Source organism: Pseudomyxococcus flavus, assembly GCF_050038885.1.
Classification (GTDB): Bacteria; Myxococcota; Myxococcia; order Myxococcales; family Myxococcaceae; genus Myxococcus; species Myxococcus flavus.
In genome coordinates, this window is sequence record NZ_CP143624.1 from 3,262,619 (window position 1) to 3,289,187 (window position 26,569).

Sequence of the window (26,569 nt, forward strand, 5' to 3'; positions counted from 1 at the left end):
CCCCTCCATCCGGCAACCATCCGAACCCGGAAACGCCAAGGTCGGCATATCCATACGTAGAGCCGCAAGACCGCCACACCCGCAGTGCCCCTGATTCCCTCACGAGGTGCCTCATCATGACGTCTCCGCTCCGTTCGGGTCGGGCGCTGCTGCCCACGCTCGTCCTGATGCTGTCCTCCGTCACCGGCTGTGATGACGACACGCCCACGCCCGTTCCCGACGCGGGGACTCAGCACCCCACGGACTCCGGAACGGATGGCGGCACCGACGACGCGGGGACGGATGGCGGTCCCTCGGAGCCGTGGGACGGCAGTTACACGGTGCTCGACGACCCGGGCGACTGGATTGACCGGGGCGCGTTCTCCGAGTGCCGGTTCACCGCCACCAACCCCACCCTCGAGGAATGCGAGGACCCGGCGAACTTCGACCTGTCGTCCTGCAACGCCGACCAGCTCGCCGCGGTGGCGCCACACGGCATCTACGCGGGCGACGGGCGGGGAGCGCGGCCGCTGGAGGATGGCGGCACATCCGTCACGCCGGGAGTCGCTGGCTTCCAGCTCTTCTCGGACGGGGGCACCGATACGCTCCTGGGCAGGCCCCTCACCACGCGGATGACGGACGGCGGCAGGTTCTTCCTCTCCGCCCGGCAGACGCACCCCGCCCTCGGGGAGCAGGTCTTCTCCCTGGCCGGCTGCGAGACGCCCAAGCCCGGCTTCATCACCGGCTGCTACGTCACTTGCCGGCAGACGCCCCAGTTCTACACCTGGACCCCGGGGACCTTCGAGGTCGAGCGCGCGGAGCGCAGCGGTGAAGCCGAGGTCTCGGGTGGGCTGCAGCTCGTCTCCGAGTCCTTCGTGGAGCTGGGCATGCCGGCGGACGTCTACGTCACCCACGGCCACGCCTACGTGGTGTCCCTCAACCGCTCCGGCCGCTTCGGCGGGCTCACCGTCTTCGACGTGAGCGACCCGGCGCACCCCGTCTTCAAGACCTCCATCAGCCTGCCAGGTGACTCGTACTGGAACGGCGTATGGGCCAAGGACAACGCGCTGTACGTCGCGAGCGCCGACACCGGCGTCTCCGTCTTCGACATCTCCAACCCGGGGGCACCGGAGTTCGTCATGGGCCTGCCCGGCAACGGCTACGCCAACGTGCACACCGTGCTGGTGGATGGGGACCGGCTGTATGCGTCGGACATCACCGACTACGTGGGCAGCACCCGCGTCTACGACGTCAGCACGCCGCTGGCGCCCGTCCTGCGGCAGGTCATCACCCTGCCCGAGCAGTACGCCCTGGGCGGGCCGCATGACTTCTTCGCGTACCAGGACCGCCTCTACATCAGCAACGCCTTCGGCGGTTACTCCGTCATGGATGTCAGCGACCTGGAGAACGTGCGGCACCTGGGACAGTACTTCTACCCGGGGTTCGGCGGCTTCGCGCACCACAGCGCGGTGGGCACCTTCGCCGGACGCACCATCGCGTTCGAGGGCGGCGAGTTCCCGGGCTCGCACCTGCGCGTCCTGGAGGTCTCCGACCCGGCGAACATCGTGAAGATTGGCGAGTACCGCATGCGGTACTCCACCTCCATCCACAACATGATTCTCAAGGGCGAGCGGCTGTACATCGCCTGGTACCACGAGGGCCTGCGCGTGCTGAACGTGGCCAATCCCACCCAGCCCCGGCAGGTGGCGCACTTCAACACGTTCCGGGACAGCGACCCGAATCGAGGGGACAGCCCCTTCGAGGGTGCCATCGGCATCCGCGTGCCCGGGGATGGGTACGTCTACGTCGTCGACACCTCGCGCGGGCTGCTCATCTTCAACGAGCTGTGAGCCGGCCCGGGGCGCCTCTTTCCGGCGCTCGCGGCGACCTCTAAGCTGGAGGCAGGGCGCCCGGTGGTCGGGGCGGGCGCCCCATCTCTCCACACTCGAGGCTCCCGCATGTTCCGTCGTGCCGTGCGTCCGCTGCTGGCGCTCGCCTGCGCCGCGTCGCTGTCCGCCTGTTCCTCGTCGGAGCCCGCACCGCCCGCGCCTCCTCCCGAGCCGCCGGCCTATGACGGCCCCTGGGCGGTGGTTCCGGAGCAGGGTGAGTGGGTGGACCCGGGCCCGTTCGAGACGTGCCCCACCCTGAGCGCCCAGGCCGCGTGCGGCGCCCCTGAGACGTTCGTGGTGCCGGGCTGCGACATGGGCTCGCTGGCGACCCTGGAGCGGCAGGGCGCCATCTACCGCGCGGAGATTCGCTACGAGCTCCCGAGCAGCGGCGGCGGCACCCGCAGCGCGCCCGGCAGCGGCGGCTTCCAGTTCGATGCCGCCGGCCAGCCGCTGTCCGTCATGGGCCGCACGCCCAATGCCTCCTCCGTGGAGGGCGAGCGGTTCGTCCTCTCCACCGAGTACACACGCACCTCCAACGAGACGGACCGGCTCACCTTCGCCGCGTGCCGCGCCCAGGGGCCCCGCAGCCTCTCCGGCTGCTTCACGTGGTGCCGCAACGGAGCGCTGCACTACCTGGGCTCCTTCCGCGCCGAGCGCATGACGTGGCGGGAGGACGAGCCCGAGTCCTCCGCCCTGGAGCTCCTCTCCGAGTCCTTCGTGGAGCGGGGCACGCCGGTGGACGTGTACGTCACGCGTGGCCATGCCTACGTGGTGTCCATCAACGCGCCCCAGGGCGAAGGCGGGCTCACCGTCTTCGACGTGCGCGAGCCCCGCGCGCCCGTGCAGACGGCGTCCTTCCAGCTCCCCAGCGACGGGTACTGGAATGGGGTCTGGGCCAAGGACAACGCGCTGTACGTCGCCAGCGGGGACGCCGGCCTGCTCGTGTTCGACCTGGAGAACCCGGCGCGGCCCACCTTCGTGCGCAACCACCCGGGGAACGCCGGCCCCATCAACGTTCACACCGTCTTCGTGGAGGGAGCGCGGCTCTACGCCATGTCGCCCTCCCCCAGCCAGGAGACGCTCATCTTCGACATCGCCAACCCGCTGGAGCCCCGGCTCCTCACCCGCTACGCATACCCGGGCGGCACGGGCTACCCGCACGACGCCTTCGCGTACGGCGGGCGCCTCTACGTCAACCACACCACCGACGGGTTCCTCATCGTGGGGCTCGACGGCGAGACACCGTCGTTGCTGGGCCGGTATGGCTATGCGCACGCCTTCAGCCATGCCAACGCGGTGGGCACGTTCAGCGGCCGCACCGTGGCCTTCGAGGGCGGCGAGACGCTGGGCGCCCACGTGCGGGTGCTGGACGTCACGAACCCCACGGGCATCGCGAAGATTGGCGAGTACCGGCTGCGTGGCCTCACCTCCATCCACAACATGGTGCTGGTGGGCACGCGCCTCTACGTCGCCTGGTACCACGAAGGCGTGCGCGTGCTGGACGTATCCAACCCCGCCCAGCCGCGCGAGGTGGCGCACTTCAACACCTTCCGGGAGACGGACCCGCGCCGGACGGACGGCATGTACGAAGGCGCCATCGGCATGCGCGTGCCCGGTGACGGCCACGTGTACGTGGTGGACACGTCGCGCGGGCTGCTCATCTTCGACGAGCCATAGCCCCGTGGCTCACGCCTCGATGCGGTTGCGGCCGTTCTCCTTCGCCCGCAGCAGCCGCGCGTCGGCGGTCCGCAGCAGCGCCTCCACGGTGTCGCCATCCCCTTGCGACACCGCGATGCCGGCGCTGAACGTCACGTGGAAGGGCTCGCCGTTGTCGCCCTCGAACGTCATGGCGGACAGCTCCGCCGCGGTGCGGGCGAGGATGTCCGTGGCGCTCCCCGCGTCCTCCCCCAGCAGCCCCACCACGAACTCCTCGCCGCCCCAGCGGCCGCGCACGTCCTCGCGACGGAAGCGCGCGCCCAGCAGGCGGCCCAGCCACATCAACACGCGGTCTCCCGCCAGGTGGCCGTAGCGGTCGTTCACGTGCTTGAAGTGGTCCACGTCCAGGAAGCACACCGCCAGCGACTTCCCCTGACGCCGCGACTCGGCCAGCCGCGTGCGCAGCCCGTCCAGGAAGGGCCGGCGCAGCAGCAGGCCCGTCAGGGCGTCCCGCTCCGCCCGCTCGCGCGACAGCCGCGTGCGCTCCAGGCGGGCCTGGACGCGCGCCCGCAGCTCCTCGCGCAGCACCGGCTTGGAGAGGTAGTCATCCGCGCCCGCCTGGAAGGCCGCGAGCCGGAACTCCAGGCCCAGGTGGGCCGTAATCAGCAGCACCGGCAGCTCCTGCCACTCCGGCGTGGAGCGCAGAATCCGGCACAGGTCGAAGCCGCTGGGCCCCGGCATCTGCACGTCGAGCAACAGGAGGTCCGGCCGGTGCTGGGCCAGTGCCTCCATCAGCCCGTGCGCGTCGTTCAGCCCCACCACCTCCACGTGGTCGCTGGCCAGCGCCTGCGACAGCGCGGTGATGGCGTCCGGGTCGTCATCCACCACCAGCACCCGGGCGCGCTCCGGGCGTCGCGCCGCGACCATGCGCTCGACCGCGGCGGAGAAGTCCTGTGCGGTGAAGGGCCGGGGCAGGAAGAGGGATGCCCCCGCATGCGCCGCCGCCACCCGGTCCTCCAGCACGTCGCGCGTCCCCGTGAAGGCCAGCGGCAATACGGGCAGGCCCTCCTCGGCGCGCAGCGCATGGGCCGCCTTCAGGCCGCCCAGGGGACCTCCCAGGTCCATGTGCAGCAGCACCCCGTCCACCCACCGCCGCCGCACCACGCCGCAGGCCGCGTCCGCCGTGCGCGCCGTCACCACGCCCACGCCCAGCTGCTGCCCCAGCCGCTCCACGTCCGCCAGCAGCTTCGCGTCCTCGTCCACCACCAGCAGCACGCCCTCGGAGGACGGGGGCGGCGCGGCGGCGGGCTTCACCGGCACCGCGGCGGCGGCGGCCAGCTCGCGGAAGGCCGCGTCCAGCGCCGCCACGTCCACCGGCGCCCCGCCCCGGGCCGGGAGGAGCACCGCCTCGAGCTCGCCCGCCCGGAGGCTCACCTCCGCGAAGCCATAGCTGCCCGCGGTGCCGTGCAACTTGTGGACAACCGTGCAGGCTGGCGCCAGGGCCTCGCGCTCGCCGGACCGCACGCGGACGAGCAGCGCCTCCAGCTCCGCCACCTTGTCCTTGAGCCGGGCGCCGTACTCCGCGTTGAGCGCCGCGATGCTGGCGGCCAGGTCCTCCTCCAGGTCCACTTCCTCGGCCGCTTCCTCCAGCGCCTCGGGCGGCGGTGGCGGAGGCAGGACGGGCGCGGGGAAGAGCTGGCTCACCCAGACGAGCAGCTCCTCCGGCTTGTAGGGCTTGTGGATGATGCGCACCACGCCGAGCTGCCGCGTGAGCAGCTCGTGGCTCTTCAGGTCCTTCCAGAAGGCGGAGGCGAAGAGGACGGGCAGCTTCGGCTGCGTCTTGCGCAGCTCGCGGATGAAGTCCGCGCCCGTCATCCCCGGCAGCAGGCCGTCCACGATGGCGGCGTCCACCGGCCCCCGGGCGAGCACGGCCTGGGCCTCCGCCGCGGTGCGCGCGGACTCCACGCGGTAGCCCTTCTCACGCAAGAAGGCGCAGACCAGGGACTGCAGGTCCCGGTCGTCTTCCAGGAAGAGGAGCGTCCTGCCACTGCTCATGGCGGGTGTGCCTTTCTCGCCAGCAGGCCGTTGAGGAGGTCACGCACGGAGGAGACCAGCTCCTCCTCCGAGGCCCGCGACTTGGTGAGGTGCCGGGTGACGCCCAGGGTGAGCTGCCGCTCGTCCGTGCGCGTCAGGTCCCTGCCCGTGAAGACGATGAGCGGCGTGGCGCGGCCCCGGCCCTGACGGAGGATGTCCACCACCTCGAAGCCGTCCAGGCGGGGCAGGCCCACGTCCAGGATGATGAGGTCCGGCGTCATCTCTCGCGAGAGCTCCACGGCGCTCTCGCCGTCGGCCGCCTCGAACACCTGCACGCCCAGCCGCTCCATCCGCGCGCACAGCGTTTGCCGGGTGCTGGCGTCGTCGTCCACCACCAGCACCCGCGCCTGTCCCGGCTGCCGGGTGGCGTAGCGCAGCGACTCGAGCAGCCGCGACTCCTCCAGCGGCGGGGGCATCCAGTCCACCCAGTGCGGCACGCCTTCCGCCTCGTCCGAGCGCCCGGACAACGCCAGCACGGGCAGCGCGTGCGTGCGCGGCTGCTCCCGCAGGCGGCGCACCCAGTCCAGGGCCTGGCCGTCCGGCCAATGCATGTCCACCACCAGCGCGTCCGGCAAGTCCGTGTCCAGGTGCCTGGCCGCCTCGGCGAGGCTGGTGGCGCACCGCACGCGGTAGCCTTCGTGGGACAGCAGCCCGCGCAGCCGCGATGCCAGCTCCGTGTCCGCGGTGGTCACCAGCACGTCATGCAGGGCCGTGTCCCGGGGCACGTAGGCCGGCGCCACGGCGGGCGCGGGCGTCACCGACTCCAGCGTGAAGGTGAAGGTGGAGCCCTGGCCCGCCTCGCTCTCCACGTGGATGCGGCTGCCGTGCTGCTCCACGATGGCCTGCGAAATCGCCAGGCCCAGGCCCGTCCCGCCCTTGGAGCGGGTGTCCGAGCTGTCGAGCTGCTGGAAGCGTCCGAAGAGACGCGCGCGTTGCTCCTCGGAGATGCCAGGGCCCTGGTCCACGATGCTGAAACGCACGCGGCCGCCCGCCTCTTCCCCCACCCGCACCGTCACGCCCGCTCCCTGGGGGGAGAACTTCACCGCGTTGGACACCAGGTTGGTGAGCACCTGGATGAGCCGGTCCCGGTCGCCCTTCACCCGCGGCGCGCCCGTCACCTCCGCGTGGAGCGACACGCCCGCTCCGTCCGCCATGCCCTTGACGCCCGCGAGGGTGGCCTCCACCAGCTCCGCACACTCCAGGGAGGCGACCTTCAGCTCCAGCTTCCCGGCCTCGATTTTCTCCAGGTCGAGGATGTCGTTGATGAGGCGGATGAGGCGCTCGGTGTTGGTGCGGGCGATGCGCACCATGTCCTGGGCCTGGGGCGGCAGGTCGCCCACGATGCCGCCCTCCAAGAGGCCCAGGGAGCCGCGGATGGAGGTGAGCGGTGTGCGCAGCTCGTGGCTGACGGTGGAGATGAACTCGTTCTTCATCTTGTCCACGGCCTTGTGCTCGGTGAGGTCGCGCACGAAGACGGTGTAGCGGGGCGGGCCGTCGCTGGGCACGCGGACGATGGTCAGCTCCGCGGGGAAGGTGCTGCCATCCATGCGCAGGCACGGAGACTCCAGCCGGGTGGCCTGTCCCGAGACCGTGCTCCGGCCCGCGGCCAGCACCTTCTGCCGGGCCCCCTCCGGCAGCGCCGCGGGCATCGCCACGGAGAGGAAGTCGCGCCCCACCACGTCCGCGGCGGCCACCTGGAAGGTGCGCTGCGCGGCGGGGTTCAGCTCCAGCAGGTCACCCCCGCCGTCCAGCAGGAGGATGCCGTCCGGCGAGGCCTCCAGGATGGCCGCCTTGCGCGCCTCGCTGGCGCGCAGCTCATCGTTGGCGGCGGACAGGGCGCGGGTGCGCTCCTCCACCCGTCGCTCCAGCTCCTGGTTGAGCGAGGCCAGCTGGGCGGTGGTGCGCGACAGCCGCAGCACCACCACCAGCACGTAGGCGACCAGCGCCAGCGACACCATGAAGAAGATGATGCGCGAGCGCTCGTTGCGCGCCTGCGTGCGCTCGTACAGCTCCAGGTAGGTGACGATGACGCGGTCGGCCCGCATGCTGGCGGTGCCCTCCAGCAGGGCACGGAGGGCCGCGTTCGCCTCGGACTTCGCGCCCCGTGCGTCCGCGGCGCGGACCCGCTCCAGGAGCGCGGCGCTCTCGTCCAGGGCTTTCAAGTACAGGTCCAGCGCCGCGTTCATCGTGCGCCGGTCCATGTCGGTCAGGAAGGAAGGGAACTCGCGCAGCGCTTCCGCGCGGGCCCGCAGCGCGGCGAAGTCCTCCGGGTCCGTGCCGTGCAACGTGCGCAGGCCCAGGCGCTCGCGCAGCACGTCCATCTCCAGGTCCGCGCTGGATACGCGCAGGTGCCGCAGCGCGCTGCGATAGCGGTCGTTCTCCGACGTGGACCAGGGGCGGCCCATGGTGAACAGACCGCACAGCAGCAACAGCACGCCCGCGGCCACCACGCCCGAGCGACGCGAGAGCCCAAACGGCTGGCTCATCCTGGCACCAGCTTGCGAATCTCCTGGGGCAGCGTCATGGGGTCGAAGGGCTTGCCGATGACCCCCAGCGCGCCCAGCTCCAGGTAGCGCGCCACCTCCTGCTTCTGGATTTTCGCCGTCATGAAGATGATGGGCGTGTGCGCCGTGGCCTCCTCGGCGCGCAGCCGGCCGAAGGTGGTGGGCCCGTCCATGCCCGGCATCATCACGTCCAGCAGGATGAGGTCCGGCTTCTCCGCGCGGGCCTTCTCCAGCGCCTCGGCGCCGGATGCGGCGAGCACCGTCTGCCAGCCACCCACGCGGCTCAGGCTGAGGTTGCCAATGGTGCGGATGTCATCCTCGTCGTCGACGAGCATCACCTTGCGAAGGGGCGTCATGGCTGGGCCTGGATTCTACCAGGGCCCCCAGGACCGCCCGCCGCCGCGACAACGCCGGGGATGGGACCACCCCAGGGAACGGTCCGTTACCCGCCACACGGCGAGTCCAGGCGCTCGCCGTCCCCCGCGGCGTGAGGGCGCTACGGCACGCCCGTGAGGACACGCCCGTCGTAGACGCGGATGTAGCCCTCGCCCTGGTCCGTGATGGCGCCGAAGCCGCCGATCACCACGACATGGCCCGTCGGGGTGAGCGCGAGGCCGCTGATGCGGACCGGGCCTCCCGTCCCCGTGCTCCCTTCGACGTAGGTCACCGGGCCGGGAGTGCGGGTCGTGAGGCTCATCGCCGAGAACCAGCCCCGGCCCGCCCCCGTTCCGCTCGCGAGGAGCTCGTTTCCGCCGACGAGCAGCGTGCCGGAGGGCGCGAAGGTGTGCAGGGTGACCAAGCCCGGCCCGTTCGGAGTGGCCGCGCTCCACTGCGTATCCCCGTTCGCGCCAATCCACCACTGAGTGAAGCCCCCGGTGGGCAAGGAGTCGGGCACGAGGGTGCTCGTCGCGCCCTCGGCGCTGACGGCGAAGAGGTTCCAGTTGTCCTGTGTCTCCCACTGAAGGGCGCCCTCGGTGCTGTACTTCCGGAAGTAGGACTTCACGAGCAGCAACTCGGAGGACGTCGCGCTCCGGTTGAACGCGCTGCCGGACAGATAGACCTCCCCGCGGGCATTCACCGCCAGGCCGGAGGCGAAGTTGAACTGGCCCTCATCGAAGAGCAGGCTCCAGCGCTCGGTCCCCTGTGGCGAGAGGGCGATGAGCTTGAGCTGACGCGCGTGCTCGGCATTGCCCAGTGTCAGCAACACGTAGACGTGCCCGCTGGCGCTCACGGCGAGCTCATGCCAGCTCGGATATTCGGCGGCCTCCGCGAAGGTCCACTCCGCCTGCCCGCCCACGCCGTACCGGGTCACCCGCCCGGAGTAGTCCACCACGTAGGCGTTGCTCGCGCCATCCGGGACCATCTTCACCCCGCCGCTCACGGGAACCGACCAGAGCAGCAGCCCGGTGCTGCTGAACCGCTGCAACTGCCCGACCTCCAAGACGAGGATGTCGCCGCCGGTCGAGACCGCCACGCTCCGGGGATGGGAGTCCCGCCGCGCCTCCCACCGCAGGACCGGGTCGAGCTCCTCCAGGGAGACGACCTTCGTCCCGTCGATGACGAGCGAGCAGCCGCCGCCCGCCACCACGGCGCAGTCCCCGCCCCAGGTCGGAAACCCTCTCGGCGTGGCCCGGAGCGTCACCTGGGCCTTTCGGACCGGCACTCTGCACGGCTCTTCGCAGGACCAGCCTTCCCCCTCGGCCACCACGAGCGCTCCGTCACCGGGCATGCTCCGCACCTCCACATAGCCGACGCCCATGCCCTTGAGGACCGCGCTGTCCACGTCGGGAGCGCCCTCCACTTCGAGAAGCGCCTCGCTCGGTCCCGCCAGAGGGGGCGAGAACCGCACCCGCACCTCGCACTCCATGCCCGCGTCGAGGAAGCGCTCGCAGGTGTTGGCGGTGATGGTGAACCCACGGCCCTCCACCTTGACGGAAACGGACTCCACCGCCCACGGAGACGCATTGCGCACCGTGAAGAGGTGCTCAGGGGAGGCCTGGCCCACCTCCAGCTCACCGAAGTCGACCACATCCCGGTCGATGATGAGCACGGCCGGGTCCGGCTTCTTTTCGCCGTCGGAGTCGGAGCACGCGGTGGAAAGGACAGACGCGCTGAGCAGCAGGGGGAGCAAAGGCTTGCGGAGCATGCGCGGCTTCCTATGCGAGCCCATGTCCGCGTGACAAGTGGCGCCCCCTCGCCCCCGCGCGGAGCCCACAGGTCGGTGCGCATCCGTCTGTCATTGCCCGGCGGGCAGGGAGTCAGCCTCGCGTCCCCGCCCACCCGGGCTTCGCGGGAGCCGCGGACGAAGCGCCCAGGCGCCCGCGTCGCCTGGCTCCGCCACTTAGTGTCCCCGCGCGCCAGCGCTGAGGCGCATGAAGGCGTTCTGAGCGGCGGGGGGAGTGCAGAGCCGCGTGGTGATGGAGAAGGCGTGCGCCATGAACGGTCTCTCTCCTGGCACTGGCGCCCTGGGCACCGCATTGGCGGACAGCGCACGAAAGACAGGCACGCGGCCGGGCGGCCGTCACGCGCCCAGCGGGAGGGCGTTCGACCGATAGCCGCCAGGAGGATGCCTGTTCGTTGACTCCTGGCGGCTCCAGAATCCCTGTGACGCGCTCAACGCGCCCGCGCTGTTAACTCGTCCATCCCGCACCGGGTACGGAGGAGGCACATTTGGGTGGGGCTGAAGCAGCCGGAGACGCACGCTACCAGGAACTGTTCAACGGCGCGGATGTCTCCCTGTGGGAGGAGGACTTCACCGCCGTGACGGCCGCGCTCGACGCGCTCCGTGCCTCCGGCGTGCAGGACCTGCGCGCCTGGCTCGAGGAACATCCCGGGTTCGTGCTGGAAGCCGCGGAGCGGGTGAAGGTCGTGGACGTGAACGAGGCCACGCTGCGCCTGCTCGAGGCACGAAGCCGCGACGAGGTGAAAGGCTCCCTGCCCCGCTTCTTCGCGCCGGAGACGGTGAAGGCCTTCACCGCCGAGCTCCTCCTGCTCTGGGATGGCGGCACCCGCGTGGAGCTGGAGACGGCACTCCAGACGATGGGCGGCCGCCGTATCGACGTGGTGCTCACCCTGACGCGGCCGTCCAGGGAGCGCAGCGACCGGGTGGTCATCACCATGACGGACATCACCGCGCGCAAGGCGTCCCAGCGGGCGCTCCAGGAGAGCGAGGCCCGCTTCCGGAACATGGCGGACCACTCGCCGGTGATGCTGTGGGTGACGGACGTCACCGGCCGCAGCATCTACCTCAGCCGGAGCTGGTACGAGTTCACCGGGCAGACGGAGGAGACCGGCCTGGGCTTCGGCTGGCTCCAGGCCGTGCACCCGGACGACGCCAGGCGCTCGGAGGAAGCCTTCCTGGCCGCCAACGCACGGCGGGGTCCATTCCGGGTCGACTACCGGCTGCGGCGCAAGGACGGCGAATACCGGTGGGCCATCGACTCGGCGAGCCCCCGCTTCGGGCCGAGCGGCGAGTTCCTGGGCTACATCGGCTCGGTCATCGACATCTCGGAGCGGAAGCAGGCCGAGCAGGAACGCGAACGGCTGCTGGCCGGAATGGACGAGGCCATCCGGCTGCGCGACGAGTTCCTCGCCGTGGCCAGCCATGAGCTGAAGACGCCGTTGACGCCACTCAACCTGAGGCTTCAGACGCTGGCGCGGGCGGCTCGGGCGCGGCGGGGGCCAGAGCTGCTGGAGCGATTGCCGGCGGACCTGGAGGTGATGCAGCGGCAGGTGAAGCGGCTGTCCGCGCTGGTGGGCGAGCTGCTCGACGTCACGCTCATCAGCGGCGGCCAGCTGCGGCTGGAGCTGGAACCCGTGGACCTGGGAGCCCTCATCCGCGAGGTGGCGTCGCGCTTCGAGGGCGAGTCCCAGCGGACGGGAACGCCCATCCGGACCGAGCTGGACGAGGTCGTGGTGGGCCACTGGGACCGTGTACGCCTGGAGCAGGCGGTGTCGAACCTCCTGTCCAACGCGCTCAAGTACGGCGTGGGGCGCCCCGTCCACGTCCAGGCCGGCAAGGAGGGTGCGCACGCCTGGCTCACCGTCCGCGACGAGGGCATTGGCATTCCTCCCGAGGCCATGGACCGCATCTTCGAGAAGTTCGAGCGCGCCGTCTCCGAGCGGCACTACGGCGGGCTGGGCCTGGGGCTCTTCGTCACGCGGCAGAACGTGCGGGCCATGGGAGGCACCATCGAGGCACGCAGCACCCTGGGACAGGGCGCCACCTTCACGATGCGCCTGCCCTGTCAGGTGCCGGAGCCGCACGCGAGGCGGTAACAGGCGCCATGACGGAGCGGCGCTCCGTGGCCGGCTCCGGGCAGAGCACCGCCGCCGTGTCAGCCGGTCGCCCGGCGCTTGCGCGCGGCCCGGGCGGCGGGCTTCGCCGCGGCGGCCGGCGCCGAGGCCTGACGCGGCAGCACCGTGACGACGGCGTTCACCACGCGGGACACAGCACGCAGCTGCCCGGGCTCGAGCTCCCGCAGCTTGCGCGTCATGCGGCGCAGCTCCACCGGGTCCTCCTTCACCTGCTTCCGGGGCGTGGCGGGCGCGCCGTCCGTGCGGCCCACCCCCAGCAGCGTGTCCGCGGAGACCTGGAGCACGTCACACAGGCGGCGCAGCGTCTGGGTCCGGGGCAGCATCTTCCCGCGCTCCAGGCGGCTGTAGACCTCCATGGCCATGCCCATGCGCTCGGCGACGTCGCCCTGGGTGAGCCCCAGCCGCAGGCGGGCATCGCGGGCGGCCGCGCCCAGGAGGGCGGCCAGCTTGTGGTCTACGGGCTCACGCATGGCGGCCGAGGGTTGCACGCTCGGCGGCGCCTGCAAGTTTCCGTCCGCCGCCCCGGTGCATTCCCTACCCAATCCCCTACCTCCCAAGTGAGGACACTACCTCAAAGGGCAAACGTCATGCTATGGACCTCCCAGGTTGAATCATGACGCCCTTTGCAATGACAGCCGCTGGAACCCCGTCTGAGTTGGACCTCCAAGGTCCCATGGGAGTCCGTCCGTGATGCCAGGAGAGGACCTGCACCCGCTGATGCTCCAGGACTCGGAAGAGGTGGGCACCTTCCGCATCGTGCGGCGGCTGGCCACGGGAGGCTTTGGCGCCATCTTCCTGGCCGAGTCGGAGACGCACCGGCAGGTGGCCCTGAAGTTCGCGCTCCAGGGGCCCTCGCCCGAGGAGGACGGCCCCGGCGCGGACGCCCGGACGTGGAAGGAGGCCCACGTCCTCATGCGCCTGGAGCACCCCAACGTCGTGCAGCTGCTGGGCTACCGGCGGTGGCCGGACGTGAAGAATGGCTACCTGGTCCTCATCATGGGCTACGTGGAGGGCCCCACCCTGTCCGAGTGGGCCCTGCACGCGCAGCCCACGCCCCGGCGCGTGGTGCAGGTGTTCCAGCAGCTGGCGCTCACCCTGGACGCCATCCACCGCGAGGGCGTGCTCCACCGCGACATCAAGGGCAACAACATCATCATCCGCGCGTCGGACGGGCAGCCGGTGCTGGTGGACTTCGGCTCGGGCGACCACGCGTGCTCGCCCGTGCTGACCGAGGACACGCTGCCGCCGGGCACGCCCAGCTACCGGAGCCCGGAGGCCCTGCGGTTCTGGATCCAGCCCCGGCCCCCGGGTTCGCGCTACGCGTTCGCGCCCACCGATGACCTGTACTCCCTGGGGCTGGTGCTCTACGAGGTGCTCACCGGGAGCTTCCCCTATCCCGCCCACCTTCCACCCTCCGGGCTGCTGGCCAGCATCGAGGCCGCCAGCTTCCCGCCACCGTCGGCCCGCAACCCACGCGTCCCCGCCGTGCTGGACGCCATCGTGTCCCGGCTGCTGTCTCCCCATGCGGCGGGCCGCTACCCCACGGGCGGGGCGCTGTTCGACGCGCTGAGCGACGCCCTCCCGGTCGCGGACGCCTCCTGGGATGAGCCGCTGTTTCCGCCGCGAGCCCCCGACGAGGCCGTCACCGAGGAGGCGGTGGAGCTCTTCGATGGCGACGAAGAGGCTCGCGAGCTGCGCCGCTGGATGCGTGCACCCGAGTGGCCCGGCTACGCGATGCCTTCCCAGGTGGGGGACACGCAGGTCACATCGTCCACGGAGCCGGGAGCGCCCTGGCTCACGCCCCGTGGCGCGGTGGCGGGCGCGGGCTGGCCCCTCCGGCTGCGGCGATGGCTCGGTGGACTGCTGCGACACCTGGCGGCGCTGTGGCCGTGGCGCCGCTGACGCCCTGTCCGGACGCCTGAACCCCTGACATCCATTCACTGTTGCTCAACCTGGGACGTTCCCTGCGGGCAGACGTTCGTGCTACCTGGGAAATCCCTCTCACGTCACACCACCCCAGAGGTCCATTCGAAGATGATGACGCCTGACACGACGACGGAGGAGCTTCCCGGAGGTCCTCACAGGCCACGCGTGCTGTTCACCGTGGCTGGCACGGTGTTCGAGTTCGTCCGCAAGCTGGAGATGCGCTCCACGGGTGAGCTGTTGATGCTGGCGCAGCGACGCTACCGGAACGGCCTGGGCGGGCCGGTGGTGGTGAAGCGGCTGCGAAATCCCGCCACGTTCGTGGAGCGGCGCCGGCTGGTGGAGGAGGTGGCCCTGACGTTCCGGCTCAACCACCCCGCCATCGCCAAGGTGCTGCTGCTGAAGCTGTACCGCGGGGCGCCCCACGTGGTGATGGAGTACGTGGAGGGCCGGTCACTGGACACGGTGCTGAACCTGGCGGCCATGCGGCGGCGGCCCCTGTCCGCGGCCTTCGCGGCGCACGTGACGGCGGAGGTGGCGGAGGCCCTGCACCACGCCCATGTCCTGACGGACGAGTGGAACCGGCCGCTGCACATCGTCCACCGGGACGTGAGCCCCCGGAACATCCGCGTGGGCGTGCATGGCGAGGTGAAGCTGACCCATTTCACGGTGGCGGCCTCGTCGCTCGCGGGGCGCGAGGTGACGAGCCGCGCGCTGGTGAAGGGAGACATCGCCTATGCCTCGCCGGAGGCCTTGCGGCGGCGGAAGGTGGATGCCCGGTCGGACCTGTTCTCGCTGGGGCTGGTGCTCCTGGAGTTGCTCACGGGGCGGCATCCGTTGATGGTGGATGACCTCGTTCCGGTGGTGGAGCCGGAGCCGCTGGAGCTCCAGGCCCAGGGCCCCACCTGGATGCCCGTGAAGGAGGTGGCGGCGCGGATGGCGCAGCTCGGCCCGGAGCAGGTGGAGCGGCTGGCGTCGGGCGTCCCCGCGCCGCTGCTGGCCATCGTGCAGCGGGCGCTGCGACAGAACCCGGCGGAGCGGTTCCAGAGCGGCGCGGAGATGGCCGGGGCCTTGCGCGCGTGGCTGGAGGCGCAGGGGCTGCACCGGGGACGTCAGGCCATTGCCGAAGAGGTGGAACAGGCCGCCGTGGAGGCGACGGTCCGGCGGAACCAGGCGGAGCTGCTCGAGGGCGGGCTCTATCCAGAGGGACTGACGGCGGAGGAAGCGGCGTTGACCGGAGAGCCGACGTCCGAGCCGCCGCTGGGAGAGAGCCCGGGGTCCGCGGCTCGGCTCTCCCAGGTGGCGGAGCTGACGCTGGAGGCGCGAATCACCCTGTCGATGGAGCCGCCTGTGGAAGCACAAGGCTCCGAGGCAGTAGAGCCGCCGATGCAGGTGCAAGGCTCCGAGCCGGTGATGCCGACGGTGAAGGCGCAAGGCTCCGAGGCAGTAGAGCCGCCGATGCAGGTGCAAGGCTCCGAGCCGGTGATGCCGACGGTGGAGGCGCAAGGCTCCATGGCGGTGATGCCGCCGATGCAGGTGCAAGGCTCCGAGCCGGTGATGCCGACGGTGAAGGCGCAAGGCTCCGAGGCAGTAGAGCCGCCGATGCAGGTGCAAGGCTCCGAGCCGGTGATGCCGACGGTGGAGGCGCAAGGCTCCATGGCGGTGATGCCGACGATGCAGGTGCAAGGCTCCGAGGCAGTAGAGCCGACGGTGGAGGAGCAAGGCTCCGAGGCAGTGGTGCCGACGGTGGAAGCGCTGGGCTCCAAGGCGATAGGGCCGCCGATGCAGGTGCAAGGCCCCGAGGCAGTAGAGCCGGCGGTGGAGGCGCAAGGCTCCATGGCGGTGATGCCGCCGACGCAGGCGCAAGACTCCACGGCAGTAGAGCCGCCGACGCAGGCGCAGGGCTCCGAGGCGGTAGCCCTGGAGGCACAGCGCCCGGACGTCACGGCTCCCGTCCAGGCTGCCGCACAAGCATCGGGAACGGAGCGACTCCCGCCTGGCCCCGGCGGAGAGCGCTCGCCGGGAGCACAGTCGACTCCGTCCGAAGCCGCAGCCTCGCAGCCACCACATCCCGCGCCCACGAAGCCCGGGACGCCGTGACGCCCGCCGGGTCGCGGCGGGCTAGAGCGCGCCCGCTGCGTACAGCACGCCCACGAGCACCAGGAGCACCACGACGACCACGGCCGCCACGCGCCACGCGGAGATGGGCGCCTCGCCCAGCACCACCTGCGCGTCCTGCCCGTGTACCAGCACCCGGTACGGCTTGTCCCGGTAGCGATAGGCCAGCACGTACACGGGCAGGGCCAGCCGTCGGGTGCGCAGGCTGGACAGCGCCACCGCGACGTGGATGTTCCGGAAGCGGCGGCCCGGGATGACGCCCTGCTGGAGCTGCTCGCGAGACAGCCGCTCCACCGCTTCCAACACGCTGCGCCGCGCCCCCGAGCGCGTCGCCTCGAAGCGCTCGATGTGGGCGCCCTCGGGCCCCACCGGGGTGTCCCGCGCGGAGTCAGGCTGATAGTGGGGCGCGAGCGCCTCGCACTCCGCCACCTTCAGCCCGCGTGAGGCGGGGACCGGGATGCCGTCGAAGTCGAAGCGCGTGCGTCCCGCGTGCGGCGCCCAGTCCGACCGCCGGGAGCCCGCATCCGAGTCCGCCGTCCAGCTCACGTCCACGCCCGCGTCGAACATCCACGCCGGCCACCACACCGGGCGCAAGGACTCCAGCGACGCCTCCTGCGCCAGGCCGGAGGGGCGGAAGAAGCCACCCCGCCCCAGGAAGCCCATCAGCGCGCCGCGCGCGGCCTCGGGGTCCACGGTGAAGGGCAGCCAGGCCTGGGCCTGCTCCACCGGGTCCGCCGTCGTCTCCACATGGGTGACGGAGCCGCAGTAGTCACACCGCGGCGCCTTCGCCTCCACCGAGTACTCCACCGCCGCGCCACAGCTCTCGCACCGCACCACGCGCGCCCGGACACGCTCCACCGCGGCCCGAGGCGGCGGCGGCGCCGTCAGCCCACAAATCGGGCAGCGCAGGTCCTCCGCCTCCAGGGCGCTGTCGCAGCGCTGGCAGGGCGGCACCGCCACGGCCTCGGCGCTCATCGCCCACCTCCCGAGGTGAGCAGCCAGCCCACGGCCAGCACCGCCAGCAGCACCACCACCGCGGCCAGTACCTTCCAGGGAGAGATGGGCGCCTTGCCATGGACGGCGCCTGTCTGGCCATTCACCAGCACCCGAAGCGGCGGCGCATCCTCCGCGTACTTCACCGCCAGCACCCAGACGGGGAGCAGGCACACGTCGAGCGCCTCCCACTCCAGGCGCGACTGGTGCTCCAGGTCCCGGTACGAGTCCCCCGGCATGAAGCGCGACAACTGGATTCCTATCCGCTCCACCGCTTCCCGCCGGGCCAGCGACTGGCACTGCTCCAGCGTGAGCGAGGGCTCCTCGGCCATCCAGCCGGAGATGAGGGCCGGGGTGTAGCGGGCCAGCGCGCGCAGGTCGAAGGGCTCCAGCGCCTCCAGCTCCGCGTTCTCCAGCCCCTTCGACGCGGTGACGAGCACGTCCGCCACGTAGCCAGAGAGCTCTCCCTCCAGCCGGCGCCACTCGGTGCGCGTCACCGTGCGCGTGCGCGTCACCGTCTTCCCGTTCTCCGTCGTCGTGTACGTCTCCGTCTCCTGGTAGTTCTCGCCGATGGAGGCGCGGTAGCGCGCCTGCGCCAGCACGCTGTAGAGGTACGCGGGCACATACACGCCACGCACCTCGCCCGGCGATGCGGAGCGGATGCCCGAGCGGGAGAACCGACTGCGCGAACGCAGCCACCGCGCCACGTGCTCCTTGGCCGCGGTGTGGGTGAGGGCGAAGCCCAGCGCGAAGACGGGCTCGGGCACGCCGGGCATGGGCGGGCGCTCCACCACCGCGGGCGCGGCGCAGTAGGGACAGCGCGTGGTCCGCAGCGCGGGCTCCAACACCAGCCTCGCGCCACAGGACTGGCACCCCAGATGGAGGAGCGGCTCCGTCACCGCGGATGGCGTCTCGTGGGTTTGCTCGGGCATCACCGGTGAGTCTTGGCGCATCCACGGCAGAACGTCCATGCGATGGTCTGAAGGCTCTTCGCGGCGGCCTCCGTGGACCATCACGCCCGCCTGCCCACCCTCCAGACGCCCGGACTCCCGGGCCGGTTGCCGCCAATGGCCTTCATCCCGAACCTAGATTGACGGAGGGAATCCACATGGCTCAGCGCGACAAGCAGCAACAGCCGGGCATCCAGCCACCCGAGGATTACTACGGCCGTACGATGGAACCACGGCAACTCACTCCGGAGCAGGAAGAGCACGACCAGGAACGAAGCTCGGCGGAGGACACCGAGACCGAGCCGAAGCATCGCATGCGCACCATCGACCCGACGGAGCGCACGCCCGGCGCCATCCTGGATGAGATTGGCGATGGCGACGGACCGCGCAGCGACGCAGGCACCAATCCGCTGCCCGATACCTACTGGGGCGCCTACCCCGACGGCGAACCTCGCAGGGAATGAGCCCCAGACGTAGCGCCGCTTGGGAAGCCCATCACTTCCGAAGCGGCCACACCCGGCTCGTCCCGGGACTCGTCCCCAGTTCAATCCATGTCAGTCCCCCTCTGTACTGTGTGCTCATTCGCCAGCACCCAGGGGGAGCGATTCCATGGCGGAAATCCGTGAACTGCCGCGTGTGTCCGTGAACAAGCTGGGGGAGTACCTCACCGCCACGCCCGCGCGCCGCAAGCGCATCATCCACGACCAGAAGCACCCGCCGGAGCAGCAGTACCTGCGCTATCCGGAGGCGTCGCATGCGATTACGGACTTCCTCTGTCGCGGCATGGATTTGTCCATCCTCCGCGAGCACCAGCGCCGCTTCGCGTGCAGCGTGCCCCAGTCGGAGTTCGAGGCGCAGCGGCTGCATCTGTGCTCGGAGGCGCTCGAGCGCTTCGCGGACCTGGTGCCCTGGCTGGACCTGGAGGAGACGCTCATCAGCGCGGTGGGCGCCGAGCCCCCCGTGCTGGAGGTCGCGGGTGTCACCATCAGCGTGCGGCCGGAGGTCGTGCTCCAGCGCATGGACAGACATGGCAACGCGCGCGTGGGATTGATGAAGCTCTACTTCTCCAAGCACCACCCGCTGGACGAGCGCTCGGGGCAGTACATCGGCACGCTGCTCCAGCGCTTCACCGAGCAGCACCTGTGCCCGCTGGGGCCATGCGACCACCGCCTCATCCAGGTGGTGGATGTGTTCGCGGGCACCGTCTTCACGGCGCCCCGGGCCCACATCCGGCGGCTGAGCGACGTGGTGCTCGCCTGCGAGGAGATTGCCGAGCGCTGGTCCGTCCACTGAGCGTACGCTGTTGGACACTGCGCCTCTGGGCTGAGTTGGGGGTGGACACGTCGAGGCACATCGGCGAGAGCGATACGTCCGTTGTCGCGCCGATGATGTTCGCGTGCGTGCTGGACTCGCAGGCACGCGTCCCACCCCACCCCCGAGGACATTCATGAGCGCCAAGCCTGCCACGCCCTCTCTCTCCACCCGCGACTACATCGACCTGGAGGAGCGATACGGAGCCCACAACTACCACCCGCTGGACCTCGTCATCGAGCGTGGCGAGGGCTGCTGGGTCCATGACGTGGAGGGCCGCAAGTACCTCGACTGCCTGAGCGCGTACTCGGCGGTGAACCAGGGGCACTGCCACCCGCGCATCCTGGAGACGCTGCGCGAGCAGGCGGCGAAGGTGACGTTGACGTCACGGGCCTTCCGCAACGACCAGCTTCCGCACCTCTACAAGGCGCTGCGTGAGATTTCCGGGCGCAGCCGCGCGCTGCCGATGAACTCCGGCGCGGAGGCGTGCGAGACGGCCATCAAGCTGGCGCGCAAGTGGGGCCACACCGTCAAGGGCATCCCCGAGGACCGGGCGGAAGTCATCGTCTTCGAGAACAACTTCCACGGTCGCACCATCAGCCTCATCAGCTTCTCCACCGAGCCACGCTACCGGCAGGGCTTCGGCCCCTTCACTCCCGGCTTCACCGTCGTTCCCTACGACGACGTGGAGGCGGTGCGGCGTGCCATCACCCCCAACACCTGCGCCGTGCTGATGGAGCCCATCCAGGCCGAGGCCGGCGTGCTGATTCCCCGGGACGGCTACCTGACGCAGGTCGCCGAGCTGTGCCGGCAGAACCGGGTGCTGTTCATGGTGGATGAAATCCAGACGGGCCTGGGGCGGACGGGGAAGATGTTTGCCTTCCAGCACGAGGACGTCCACCCCGACGTCATCGTGGTGGGCAAGGCCCTGTCGGGCGGCTTCTACCCCGTCTCCGCGGTGATGGCGGATGACGAGGTCATGGGCGTCCTCCAGCCCGGCGAGCACGGCAGCACGTATGGCGGCAACCCGCTCGGCTGCGCGGTGGCGCGCACGGCCCTGGACGTGCTGCGGGACGAGCACCTGGTGGAGCGCTCCGCTGAGCTGGGGCAGAAGTTCCTGGCCATGCTGAAGACGCTGAAGAGCCCTCACATCGTGGAGGTGCGAGGCCGGGGGTTGATGGTGGGCGTGGAGCTGGACATCCCGGCCCGCCCCGCCTGCGAGGCCTTGATGGCGGAGGGCGTGCTCTGCAAGGAGACGCACGACTACGTCATCCGCCTCACGCCGCCGCTCGTCGTCACCCAGGAGGAGCTGGACTGGGCCTTCGCGCGCGTCCGGAAGGTCATCGAGGCGCTGTAAGCCCGGCGCTCGAAGCGCGGCGTCCGGGCATCCGAGCGGACGCGGGGCCGAGGCCGCCGCACCGGCGCCTCGGTTGTCCCCGCGCCGCACCTTCCTCACCGTATTGAAACCAGCGCGCGGTGCGGGCGCTGCGACAGGACGGTGGCCGGTGCTCGAAGCCCTCTGGGACAAGCGTGCCCTGCTCGTGTCGGGCAAGGGCGGCGTGGGGAAGACGACGCTGGCGGCGGCGCTCGCCCTGGCCGCCTCGCGAGCGGGACACACCGTGCTCCTGGCGGAGCTGTCGCCCGAGGAGGATGGGCCCTCACCGCTCGCCGCGCTGGTGGGCGCGCGCGGAGCGGGGCTTCGGGTGACGCGGGTGCGGCCCAGGCTCCACTTCGTGCGGCTGTCCGCGTCCGAGGGGCACCGCTCCTTCCTGGAGAAGGGCCTGCCCGCACGGTGGCTGGCGGAAGCCGCGCTGCGAACCCGCGCCCTGCGCCGCTTCCTGGAGGCGGGCCCCGCGCTGCGGGAGATGGGCTTGATGTACCAGTTGCTCACCCTGCTCCGGCGCACCCGGCCGGATGGGCGGTTCGTCCATCCGCTGGCCGTCGTCGACCTGCCCTCCACCGGCCATGCGCTGGCGCTGGCGTCCCTTCCCCATCATCTGCTGTCGCTGATGCCCGGAGGCCTCATCGGGCGTGACGTGCGGGAGGGGCTCGACTTCCTCCAGGACCCGGCTCGCACGGCGGTGGTCCTCACCAGCCTGCCGGAGCCGCTGCCCATCAGCGAGGCGCTCATCGTGGCCTCGGAGCTGCGGCGGCTGGCCCTGCCCCTGTCGGCCGGCATCCTCAACCGAATGCCGGAGGACCCCTTCACGCCCGAGTCGCGCGCCGCGCTGCACCGGCTGCTCGCGGCCCACGGGCCACACCAGGGAGCGCTCGCGCTGGAGCGGCTGGAGCGGGCCCGGACCGCCGCCGTCCGACTCCGCCGGGAGCTGTGCGCGCCGCTGCTCACCTTGCCGGAGCTGCCTGCCACGGGGCTCGCGCTGACCGAGGCGCTCGCGGGGGCCTTCATGCCGTCTCCGGCGGATGCGCTCTGGCATGAGGCGCGGCTATGAGCAGGCCGGCCCTACCTCGGCGCGCTCGAGCACGGCGCGCTGTCATGCGCACGCCCGCTCAATGTGGACGCGCCGTGGGGCGAGGCACTGCCATGCGCATGCTGGCCCTGCGCGGACGCCCTCCCGCAGGAGGCACTGCGATGCGCATTCCGGCCCCACGCGGACGCCCTTCGGCACGACGTGCCGCCGTACCCGCGCAAGCTCCGGGAGAACGTGCTCCGGCCAGAGTCCGTGCGATGCGCGCACAGGCCCCGCGCGGGCGGCCCCGCCACATCCGCCGGGGGCACGGGCCGTGAGCGCGGGCGACCTGCGGCGGCTGCTGTGCACCCAGCGCATCATCGTGTTGTGTGGCGCGGGCGGCGTGGGCAAGACGACGACCGCCGCGGCCCTGGGCATCGCCGCCGCGCGCGCGGGACGCCGGACACTGGTGCTGACCATCGACCCGGCGCGCAGGCTCGCGGAGACCATGGGCCTGCAGGAGAGCGGCCCGGACCCCACGCCCGTGTCCCCCGAGCGCCTCTTCGCGGACGGACCACGGGGCCCGGGATGCCTGGACGTGTGGATGCTGGACCCGCGCGCCGTCTTCGAGCGCATGGTGCACCGGCTCGCGCCCACTCCCGAAGCCGCGCGCGCGATTGTCGGACACCGCCTGTACCGCTTCCTGTCCGAGCTGGTCGCGGGCGTACAGGAGTACGCCGCCGCCGAGGCCCTGGATGGCTTCCTCGCGGAGCACCGCTATGAGCTCATCCTGCTGGACACCCCACCCAGCCGGCACGCGCTGGACTTCCTGGACGCACCCGGCCGGCTGGCGCGCTTCCTGGACACGCGCATCGTCGCGCTGTTCGTCCCCGAGCCACGCGCCCGTGGCGGCAGGCTGTGGCACGGCGCGCAGGCGGTGGTGGACCGCGTCTTCTCAGGCATCTTCGGCGCCAGCTTCACCCGGGAGCTGCGGGGCTTCCTGGGCGCCTTCGGTGGGCTCTTCGCGGGCATGCGGCTGCACTCGGAGCGGCTGCGCCAGCAGCTCGCCTCACCGGACGCGGCCTTCCTGCTGGTGACGTCCCCGGAACCCTCGTCCCTGCGCGAGGCCGCCTGGCTCCGCGAGACGCTGGAGGCGCGCGGCCTCTCCTTCGCGGGCTACGTGCTGAACCGGAGCTGGGCCCACGATGACGTGCTCGCGGCGCCGGAGGCCCTGCTGGAGCACACGGGCGGAGACCGCCATGCGGAGCGCGCCGTGGCGGCGCTGTCCCGGCTGGCCGCCACCGAGCAGGCGCGCTCGGAGGCCCACCGCGCCCTGCTCCACCACCTCACCGAGCACCTCCCCGCGGGCGCCCTCGCGGTGGCCGCGCCGGACACGGGCGCGGAGCTGGAGGAGTTCAGCGGCCTCGTGCGCCTGGGAGACGCCCTGACCGCGGGCTGACGTGGACCCCGGCGGGGCGGGCACCCGCTTGCCCGGACGCCCGCACCTTGGAGGCGCGCCCCCTCAACACCAGCGTTGCAGTTTGAACCCGACTTCGCCCGAGGACAGACATGGCCCACAGAAGCATGGACAACGGCAGGGACGAGACGCACGGCGCGCGGCGCGCGGCCCCCACCGAGCCCACCGCCCACCGCGAGGCGGACGTGGCGCCCCCGGGCTCGCGTGAGCGCGCCGAGTCCGACCTCACCGGCTGGAACCCGGCCCGCGACGAAGAGTCCTCCACCCGGCAGGGCCGCTACTACCGCGCCGCCACGCTGCGCATGTCCCAACCTCGCACCCAGATGGATGACGTGCCGGATACCGCCGTGTACGGCGCGCCGCCGGAGGACAGCGGCCCCTACGGCAGGGATGACCGGGACAGCCACTACGCCACTGGCTGGGGCCCCCGGCACGACACCGGCGAGCAGGACATCGAGCTGCCCCGCCAGCGCGCCGACTACCGGTCCTGGGACCGCTATGGCTATGGGCAAGGCCCGCGGGCCGAACCCGCCCGCGACGCGCGTCTCCAGACACGCGAACGCGCCCATGACCGCCATGGCGAGGCGCGCCCCCTCTACCGGGCGGACCGGAGCCCCGGCGACGCCGCCTCCAGCCACTCGGCCTCCTACGCGCGCGGGGGGCATGACGAGGCGAGCACCTCCCGTGGGCAGCACGTGGGCATGTCCGTCTACACCGCTATCGCGGGGCGCCCCGAGGCCACCACCTACCGCTATGAAGGCCCCGGCACGTCCGTCTCCACCGCCCTGGGAGGGCGCACCGAGGCGAGCACGACCCGCCGCGCGGGAGGCCGCCGCTGGCAGCACGAGCCCCTCACCGCCCGCGAGGTGATGACGCGCCAGGTGCGCACGGCCCGCCCGGAGAGCTCCCTGCGGGACGTCGCGCAAATCATGAAGGACGAGTCGTGCGGCGCGGTCCCCATCGTCGACGAGCGGGGCCGGCTGGTGGGCATCGTCACCGACCGGGACCTGGTCATCCGCGCCTTCACCGGGGGCCGCTCTCCCGAGCAGCTTCGCGTCGCGGACGTGATGACGGATGACGTGGAGGCCGTCACGCCGGACGACTCGCTCCATGACGTCATCGCGCTGATGGGGCGCCGTCAGCTCCGCCGCATCCCCGTGGTGGAGCGCGACGACTGCATCGTCGGCATCATCTCCCTGGGCGACATCGCCCTGCGCGCCGACCACGACGAGGAGCTCCAGCACGCCCTGGAGCGAATCTCGTCCAGGCGCTCCTTCTGGAGCCGGCTCGGTTGAGATGGGCGGCGCGTGGCCTCGCGGACGAGGCGCTCCAGCACGCCCTGGAGCGAATCTCGTCCAGGCGCTCCTTCTGGAGCCGGCTCGGTTGAGATGGGCGGCGCGTGGCCTCGCGGACAAGGCGCTCCAGCACGCCCTGGAGCGAGGCGCCTCCAGCCACTCCTCTCGTGGAGCCGGCTCGGCGGAGCGTGGGCTTGCAGACGGGGACGGGCGGGCCCGGTGACAGTCAGGCCCACCCGCGCGGCGAGGCGCGGCTCACGCCACGCCAGTGAGCACGATGGCGTCCGCCGTCTCCGACACCGTGAACTTCTTGAGGGGCAACGTGGCCGGCCCCTGTGTCACCACGCCCTCCCGCGTGAAGATGGAGGCGTGGCAGGCGCAGAACAGGTCCGCCTCCTGCTCGCGGTAGTTCACCTCACAGAAGGCGTGGGTGCACACCGAGTCCACCGCGGACAGCGACCCGTCCTGCAGCCGGAACACGAAGATGCGCTTGCCGTACCCCGACGGCACGCCCGTCACCGAGCCTCCGACGTCGCGCAGCTCCGGGAACTGGCTGAACGGCAACACCACCTCTCCGTTCACCGCGGCCGGGAAGTCGCTCTGGCCCGCACGCAGGTTGATGCGGAGCACGCCCGTGTTGGGGTTGTACTCCGCCGCGAACGTCTGCAGCGCCACGGTGGCCGGCCGCTGGAGCACCGAGCCGTCCCGGGCGTTGAAGCGCGACAGGTGGCACGGGCAGATGACGTCCTTGCCGTCGTAGCCCAGGGGGCAGCCCACGTGCGTGCACAGCGACGACAGCACGGAGAAGTCGTCCGAGGCGCCATCGTCCTTGGAGTGCACCACCAGCAGCGGCACCTGCTCGCCCGGGACGCGCACCGTCAGCGCGCCGCCCACGGGCTCCAAATCCGGATAGCGCGACACCTGGATGTCCACTGTCCCCAGCTCGCTGGCGGTGACGTCCGTCACCGGAGCTGGATTGATGTCCGGCGCGCAGCCCGGCAGCGTCGTGGCCGCCGCGCTCGCCGCGCCTGTTCCCAGAATGCCCTTGAGGAATCCGCGTCGCGTCGAACTCACGTACCCTCCACCTCGAACACCAGCTTGGGCTCCAGTACCAGCACGTCGTCCACCTTCACCATCAGCAGCGACGGCCGGTTGATGTTGTAGGCATCCAGGCTGATGTCGAAGGTGCCCTCGGCCACCGCCTCCTTCTCCGACTTGAACACCACCGTCATCGGAATCTCCACGGCCTTCTTCACGCCGTGGAAGGTGAGCTGGCCCTTCACCTTCACCGGCACCGTCGCCGGGTAGCTGGTGGGCGCCTTCACGCCGGTGGCCACGCCCTTGAAGTCGATGATGGGGAACTTCGCCGCGTCCGTGGTCTCCAGCATGTGCGCGTCGCGGTTGGCGTTGCCCGAGTCGAAGTCCTTCACGTTGGCGCGCACCGCCACCTGGAGCGTCCCGTCCGGCAGCAGGCGGGCCTTGCCATCGCTGGGCGGCGCCTTGCCCACCACCTCGTGCAGCTTGTGCTTCAGCTTGTAGGTCAGCGAGCTGGCGTCCTTCTTCACGGCATACGTGCGGGCCTGCGACTGCGCGACAGCGGGCAGCGCGAGCACCAGGGTGGCGATCAGGGCGATTCGTCGAGCAATCACGTCAAC

The 26,569-nt window shown here is 71.3% G+C and carries 20 protein-coding genes; 11 read left to right on the forward strand and 9 right to left on the reverse strand.

Annotated features, from left to right (window positions below; translation table 11 throughout):
- Nucleotides 1–116 precede the first annotated feature (116 nt).
- Together VZL07_RS13735 and VZL07_RS13740 are read left to right on the forward strand one after the other, a co-directional pair.
- Nucleotides 117–1,829, forward strand: coding sequence for an LVIVD repeat-containing protein (locus tag VZL07_RS13735; RefSeq protein WP_426755969.1), 1,713 nt, complete (start codon nucleotides 117–119; stop codon nucleotides 1,827–1,829).
- 108 nt (nucleotides 1,830–1,937) lie between these two features.
- A complete protein-coding gene (locus tag VZL07_RS13740; RefSeq protein ID WP_426755970.1) occupies nucleotides 1,938–3,545 on the forward strand; it encodes an LVIVD repeat-containing protein in 1,608 nt (535 codons plus the stop codon).
- A gap of 9 nt (nucleotides 3,546–3,554) precedes the next feature.
- On the opposite strand, the gene VZL07_RS13745 is transcribed toward VZL07_RS13740, so the two are convergent.
- From VZL07_RS13745 to VZL07_RS13760, 4 genes are all read right to left on the reverse strand, one after another.
- Entirely contained in the window at nucleotides 3,555–5,579 is a 2,025-nt protein-coding gene (locus tag VZL07_RS13745; RefSeq protein WP_426755971.1) for a response regulator, read from the reverse strand.
- Nucleotides 5,576–8,104, reverse strand: a complete 2,529-nt coding sequence (locus tag VZL07_RS13750; RefSeq protein ID WP_426755972.1) for an ATP-binding protein — start codon at nucleotides 8,102–8,104, stop codon at nucleotides 5,576–5,578. Before VZL07_RS13750 ends, VZL07_RS13745 begins: the two co-directional genes overlap by 4 nt.
- Nucleotides 8,101–8,478, reverse strand: coding sequence for a response regulator (locus VZL07_RS13755; RefSeq protein ID WP_426755973.1), 378 nt, complete (start codon nucleotides 8,476–8,478; stop codon nucleotides 8,101–8,103). Before VZL07_RS13755 ends, VZL07_RS13750 begins: the two co-directional genes overlap by 4 nt.
- Before the next feature lie 140 nt (nucleotides 8,479–8,618).
- The gene (locus tag VZL07_RS13760; protein WP_426755974.1) at nucleotides 8,619–10,268 is read right to left on the reverse strand and encodes a hypothetical protein; all 1,650 of its coding nucleotides are present in this window, start codon (nucleotides 10,266–10,268) and stop codon (nucleotides 8,619–8,621) included.
- Nucleotides 10,269–10,792: 524 nt separating this feature from the next.
- Here VZL07_RS13760 and VZL07_RS13765 point away from each other — a divergent pair.
- The gene (locus VZL07_RS13765) at nucleotides 10,793–12,400 is read left to right on the forward strand and encodes a PAS domain-containing sensor histidine kinase (protein ID WP_426755975.1); all 1,608 of its coding nucleotides are present in this window, start codon (nucleotides 10,793–10,795) and stop codon (nucleotides 12,398–12,400) included.
- 59 nt (nucleotides 12,401–12,459) lie between these two features.
- On the opposite strand, the gene VZL07_RS13770 is transcribed toward VZL07_RS13765, so the two are convergent.
- A complete protein-coding gene (locus VZL07_RS13770) occupies nucleotides 12,460–12,909 on the reverse strand; it encodes a helix-turn-helix domain-containing protein (RefSeq protein WP_426755976.1) in 450 nt (149 codons plus the stop codon).
- Nucleotides 12,910–13,129: 220 nt separating this feature from the next.
- On the opposite strand from VZL07_RS13770, the gene VZL07_RS13775 reads away from it, so the two are divergent.
- Nucleotides 13,130–14,341 (forward strand): serine/threonine-protein kinase, encoded by a 1,212-nt coding sequence (locus VZL07_RS13775; protein ID WP_426757291.1) that lies wholly within the window; start codon nucleotides 13,130–13,132, stop codon nucleotides 14,339–14,341.
- A gap of 132 nt (nucleotides 14,342–14,473) precedes the next feature.
- Nucleotides 14,474–16,462, forward strand: coding sequence for a protein kinase domain-containing protein (locus tag VZL07_RS13780; protein ID WP_426755977.1), 1,989 nt, complete (start codon nucleotides 14,474–14,476; stop codon nucleotides 16,460–16,462).
- 21 nt (nucleotides 16,463–16,483) lie between these two features.
- Here the strand turns inward: VZL07_RS13780 and VZL07_RS13785 are convergent, their stop codons facing one another.
- A complete protein-coding gene (locus tag VZL07_RS13785) occupies nucleotides 16,484–17,455 on the reverse strand; it encodes a zinc ribbon domain-containing protein (protein ID WP_426755978.1) in 972 nt (323 codons plus the stop codon).
- Nucleotides 17,452–18,405, reverse strand: a complete 954-nt coding sequence (locus VZL07_RS13790; protein WP_426755979.1) for a hypothetical protein — start codon at nucleotides 18,403–18,405, stop codon at nucleotides 17,452–17,454. The genes VZL07_RS13785 and VZL07_RS13790 overlap by 4 nt, the downstream gene beginning before the upstream one ends.
- Before the next feature lie 176 nt (nucleotides 18,406–18,581).
- Between VZL07_RS13790 and VZL07_RS13795 the strand changes: the two genes are divergently transcribed.
- The 6 genes from VZL07_RS13795 to VZL07_RS13820 all read left to right on the forward strand — a co-directional run bounded on the left by VZL07_RS13795 (nucleotide 18,582) and on the right by VZL07_RS13820 (nucleotide 24,914).
- On the forward strand, nucleotides 18,582–18,887 hold the full coding sequence (locus VZL07_RS13795; RefSeq protein ID WP_426755980.1) for a hypothetical protein: 306 nt from the start codon (nucleotides 18,582–18,584) through the stop codon (nucleotides 18,885–18,887).
- A gap of 145 nt (nucleotides 18,888–19,032) precedes the next feature.
- A complete protein-coding gene (locus tag VZL07_RS13800; protein WP_426755981.1) occupies nucleotides 19,033–19,716 on the forward strand; it encodes a hypothetical protein in 684 nt (227 codons plus the stop codon).
- 154 nt (nucleotides 19,717–19,870) lie between these two features.
- Nucleotides 19,871–21,091 carry an ornithine--oxo-acid transaminase gene (rocD, locus tag VZL07_RS13805; RefSeq protein ID WP_426755982.1) on the forward strand — a complete coding sequence of 407 codons (1,221 nt, stop codon included), beginning with the start codon at nucleotides 19,871–19,873 and terminating at the stop codon, nucleotides 21,089–21,091.
- Nucleotides 21,092–21,239: 148 nt separating this feature from the next.
- Nucleotides 21,240–22,184 (forward strand): ArsA-related P-loop ATPase, encoded by a 945-nt coding sequence (locus VZL07_RS13810; RefSeq protein WP_426755983.1) that lies wholly within the window; start codon nucleotides 21,240–21,242, stop codon nucleotides 22,182–22,184.
- Between the two features lie 292 nt (nucleotides 22,185–22,476).
- A complete protein-coding gene (locus tag VZL07_RS13815; RefSeq protein WP_426755984.1) occupies nucleotides 22,477–23,601 on the forward strand; it encodes an ArsA family ATPase in 1,125 nt (374 codons plus the stop codon).
- Nucleotides 23,602–23,711: 110 nt separating this feature from the next.
- Nucleotides 23,712–24,914: a CBS domain-containing protein gene (locus VZL07_RS13820; protein ID WP_426755985.1), complete on the forward strand. Its 1,203-nt coding sequence runs from the start codon at nucleotides 23,712–23,714 to the stop codon at nucleotides 24,912–24,914.
- A 255-nt stretch (nucleotides 24,915–25,169) separates the two neighbouring features.
- Here VZL07_RS13820 and VZL07_RS13825 read toward each other — a convergent pair whose 3' ends face one another.
- Both VZL07_RS13825 and VZL07_RS13830 read right to left on the reverse strand, forming a co-directional pair.
- Nucleotides 25,170–25,988, reverse strand: coding sequence for a ubiquinol-cytochrome c reductase iron-sulfur subunit (locus VZL07_RS13825; protein WP_426755986.1), 819 nt, complete (start codon nucleotides 25,986–25,988; stop codon nucleotides 25,170–25,172).
- Nucleotides 25,985–26,563: a YceI family protein gene (locus tag VZL07_RS13830; RefSeq protein ID WP_426755987.1), complete on the reverse strand. Its 579-nt coding sequence runs from the start codon at nucleotides 26,561–26,563 to the stop codon at nucleotides 25,985–25,987. The genes VZL07_RS13825 and VZL07_RS13830 overlap by 4 nt, the downstream gene beginning before the upstream one ends.
- Nucleotides 26,564–26,569 lie beyond the last annotated feature (6 nt).

Bases quoted from the DNA above. Each gene is read 5' to 3' on its own strand.
- VZL07_RS13735 (WP_426755969.1), top strand. From the start codon at position 117: ATGACGTCTCCGCTCCGTTCGGGTCGGGCGCTGCTGCCCACGCTCGTC.
- VZL07_RS13740 (WP_426755970.1), top strand. From the start codon at position 1,938: ATGTTCCGTCGTGCCGTGCGTCCGCTGCTGGCGCTCGCCTGCGCCGCG.
- VZL07_RS13745 (WP_426755971.1), bottom strand. From the start codon at position 5,579: ATGAGCAGTGGCAGGACGCTCCTCTTCCTGGAAGACGACCGGGACCTG.
- VZL07_RS13750 (WP_426755972.1), bottom strand. From the start codon at position 8,104: ATGAGCCAGCCGTTTGGGCTCTCGCGTCGCTCGGGCGTGGTGGCCGCG.
- VZL07_RS13755 (WP_426755973.1), bottom strand. From the start codon at position 8,478: ATGACGCCCCTTCGCAAGGTGATGCTCGTCGACGACGAGGATGACATC.
- VZL07_RS13760 (WP_426755974.1), bottom strand. From the start codon at position 10,268: ATGCTCCGCAAGCCTTTGCTCCCCCTGCTGCTCAGCGCGTCTGTCCTT.
- VZL07_RS13770 (WP_426755976.1), bottom strand. From the start codon at position 12,909: ATGCGTGAGCCCGTAGACCACAAGCTGGCCGCCCTCCTGGGCGCGGCC.
- VZL07_RS13775 (WP_426757291.1), top strand. From the start codon at position 13,130: ATGCCAGGAGAGGACCTGCACCCGCTGATGCTCCAGGACTCGGAAGAG.
- VZL07_RS13780 (WP_426755977.1), top strand. From the start codon at position 14,474: ATGATGACGCCTGACACGACGACGGAGGAGCTTCCCGGAGGTCCTCAC.
- VZL07_RS13785 (WP_426755978.1), bottom strand. From the start codon at position 17,455: ATGAGCGCCGAGGCCGTGGCGGTGCCGCCCTGCCAGCGCTGCGACAGC.
- VZL07_RS13790 (WP_426755979.1), bottom strand. From the start codon at position 18,405: ATGCCCGAGCAAACCCACGAGACGCCATCCGCGGTGACGGAGCCGCTC.
- VZL07_RS13795 (WP_426755980.1), top strand. From the start codon at position 18,582: ATGGCTCAGCGCGACAAGCAGCAACAGCCGGGCATCCAGCCACCCGAG.
- VZL07_RS13800 (WP_426755981.1), top strand. From the start codon at position 19,033: ATGGCGGAAATCCGTGAACTGCCGCGTGTGTCCGTGAACAAGCTGGGG.
- rocD (WP_426755982.1), top strand. From the start codon at position 19,871: ATGAGCGCCAAGCCTGCCACGCCCTCTCTCTCCACCCGCGACTACATC.
- VZL07_RS13820 (WP_426755985.1), top strand. From the start codon at position 23,712: ATGGCCCACAGAAGCATGGACAACGGCAGGGACGAGACGCACGGCGCG.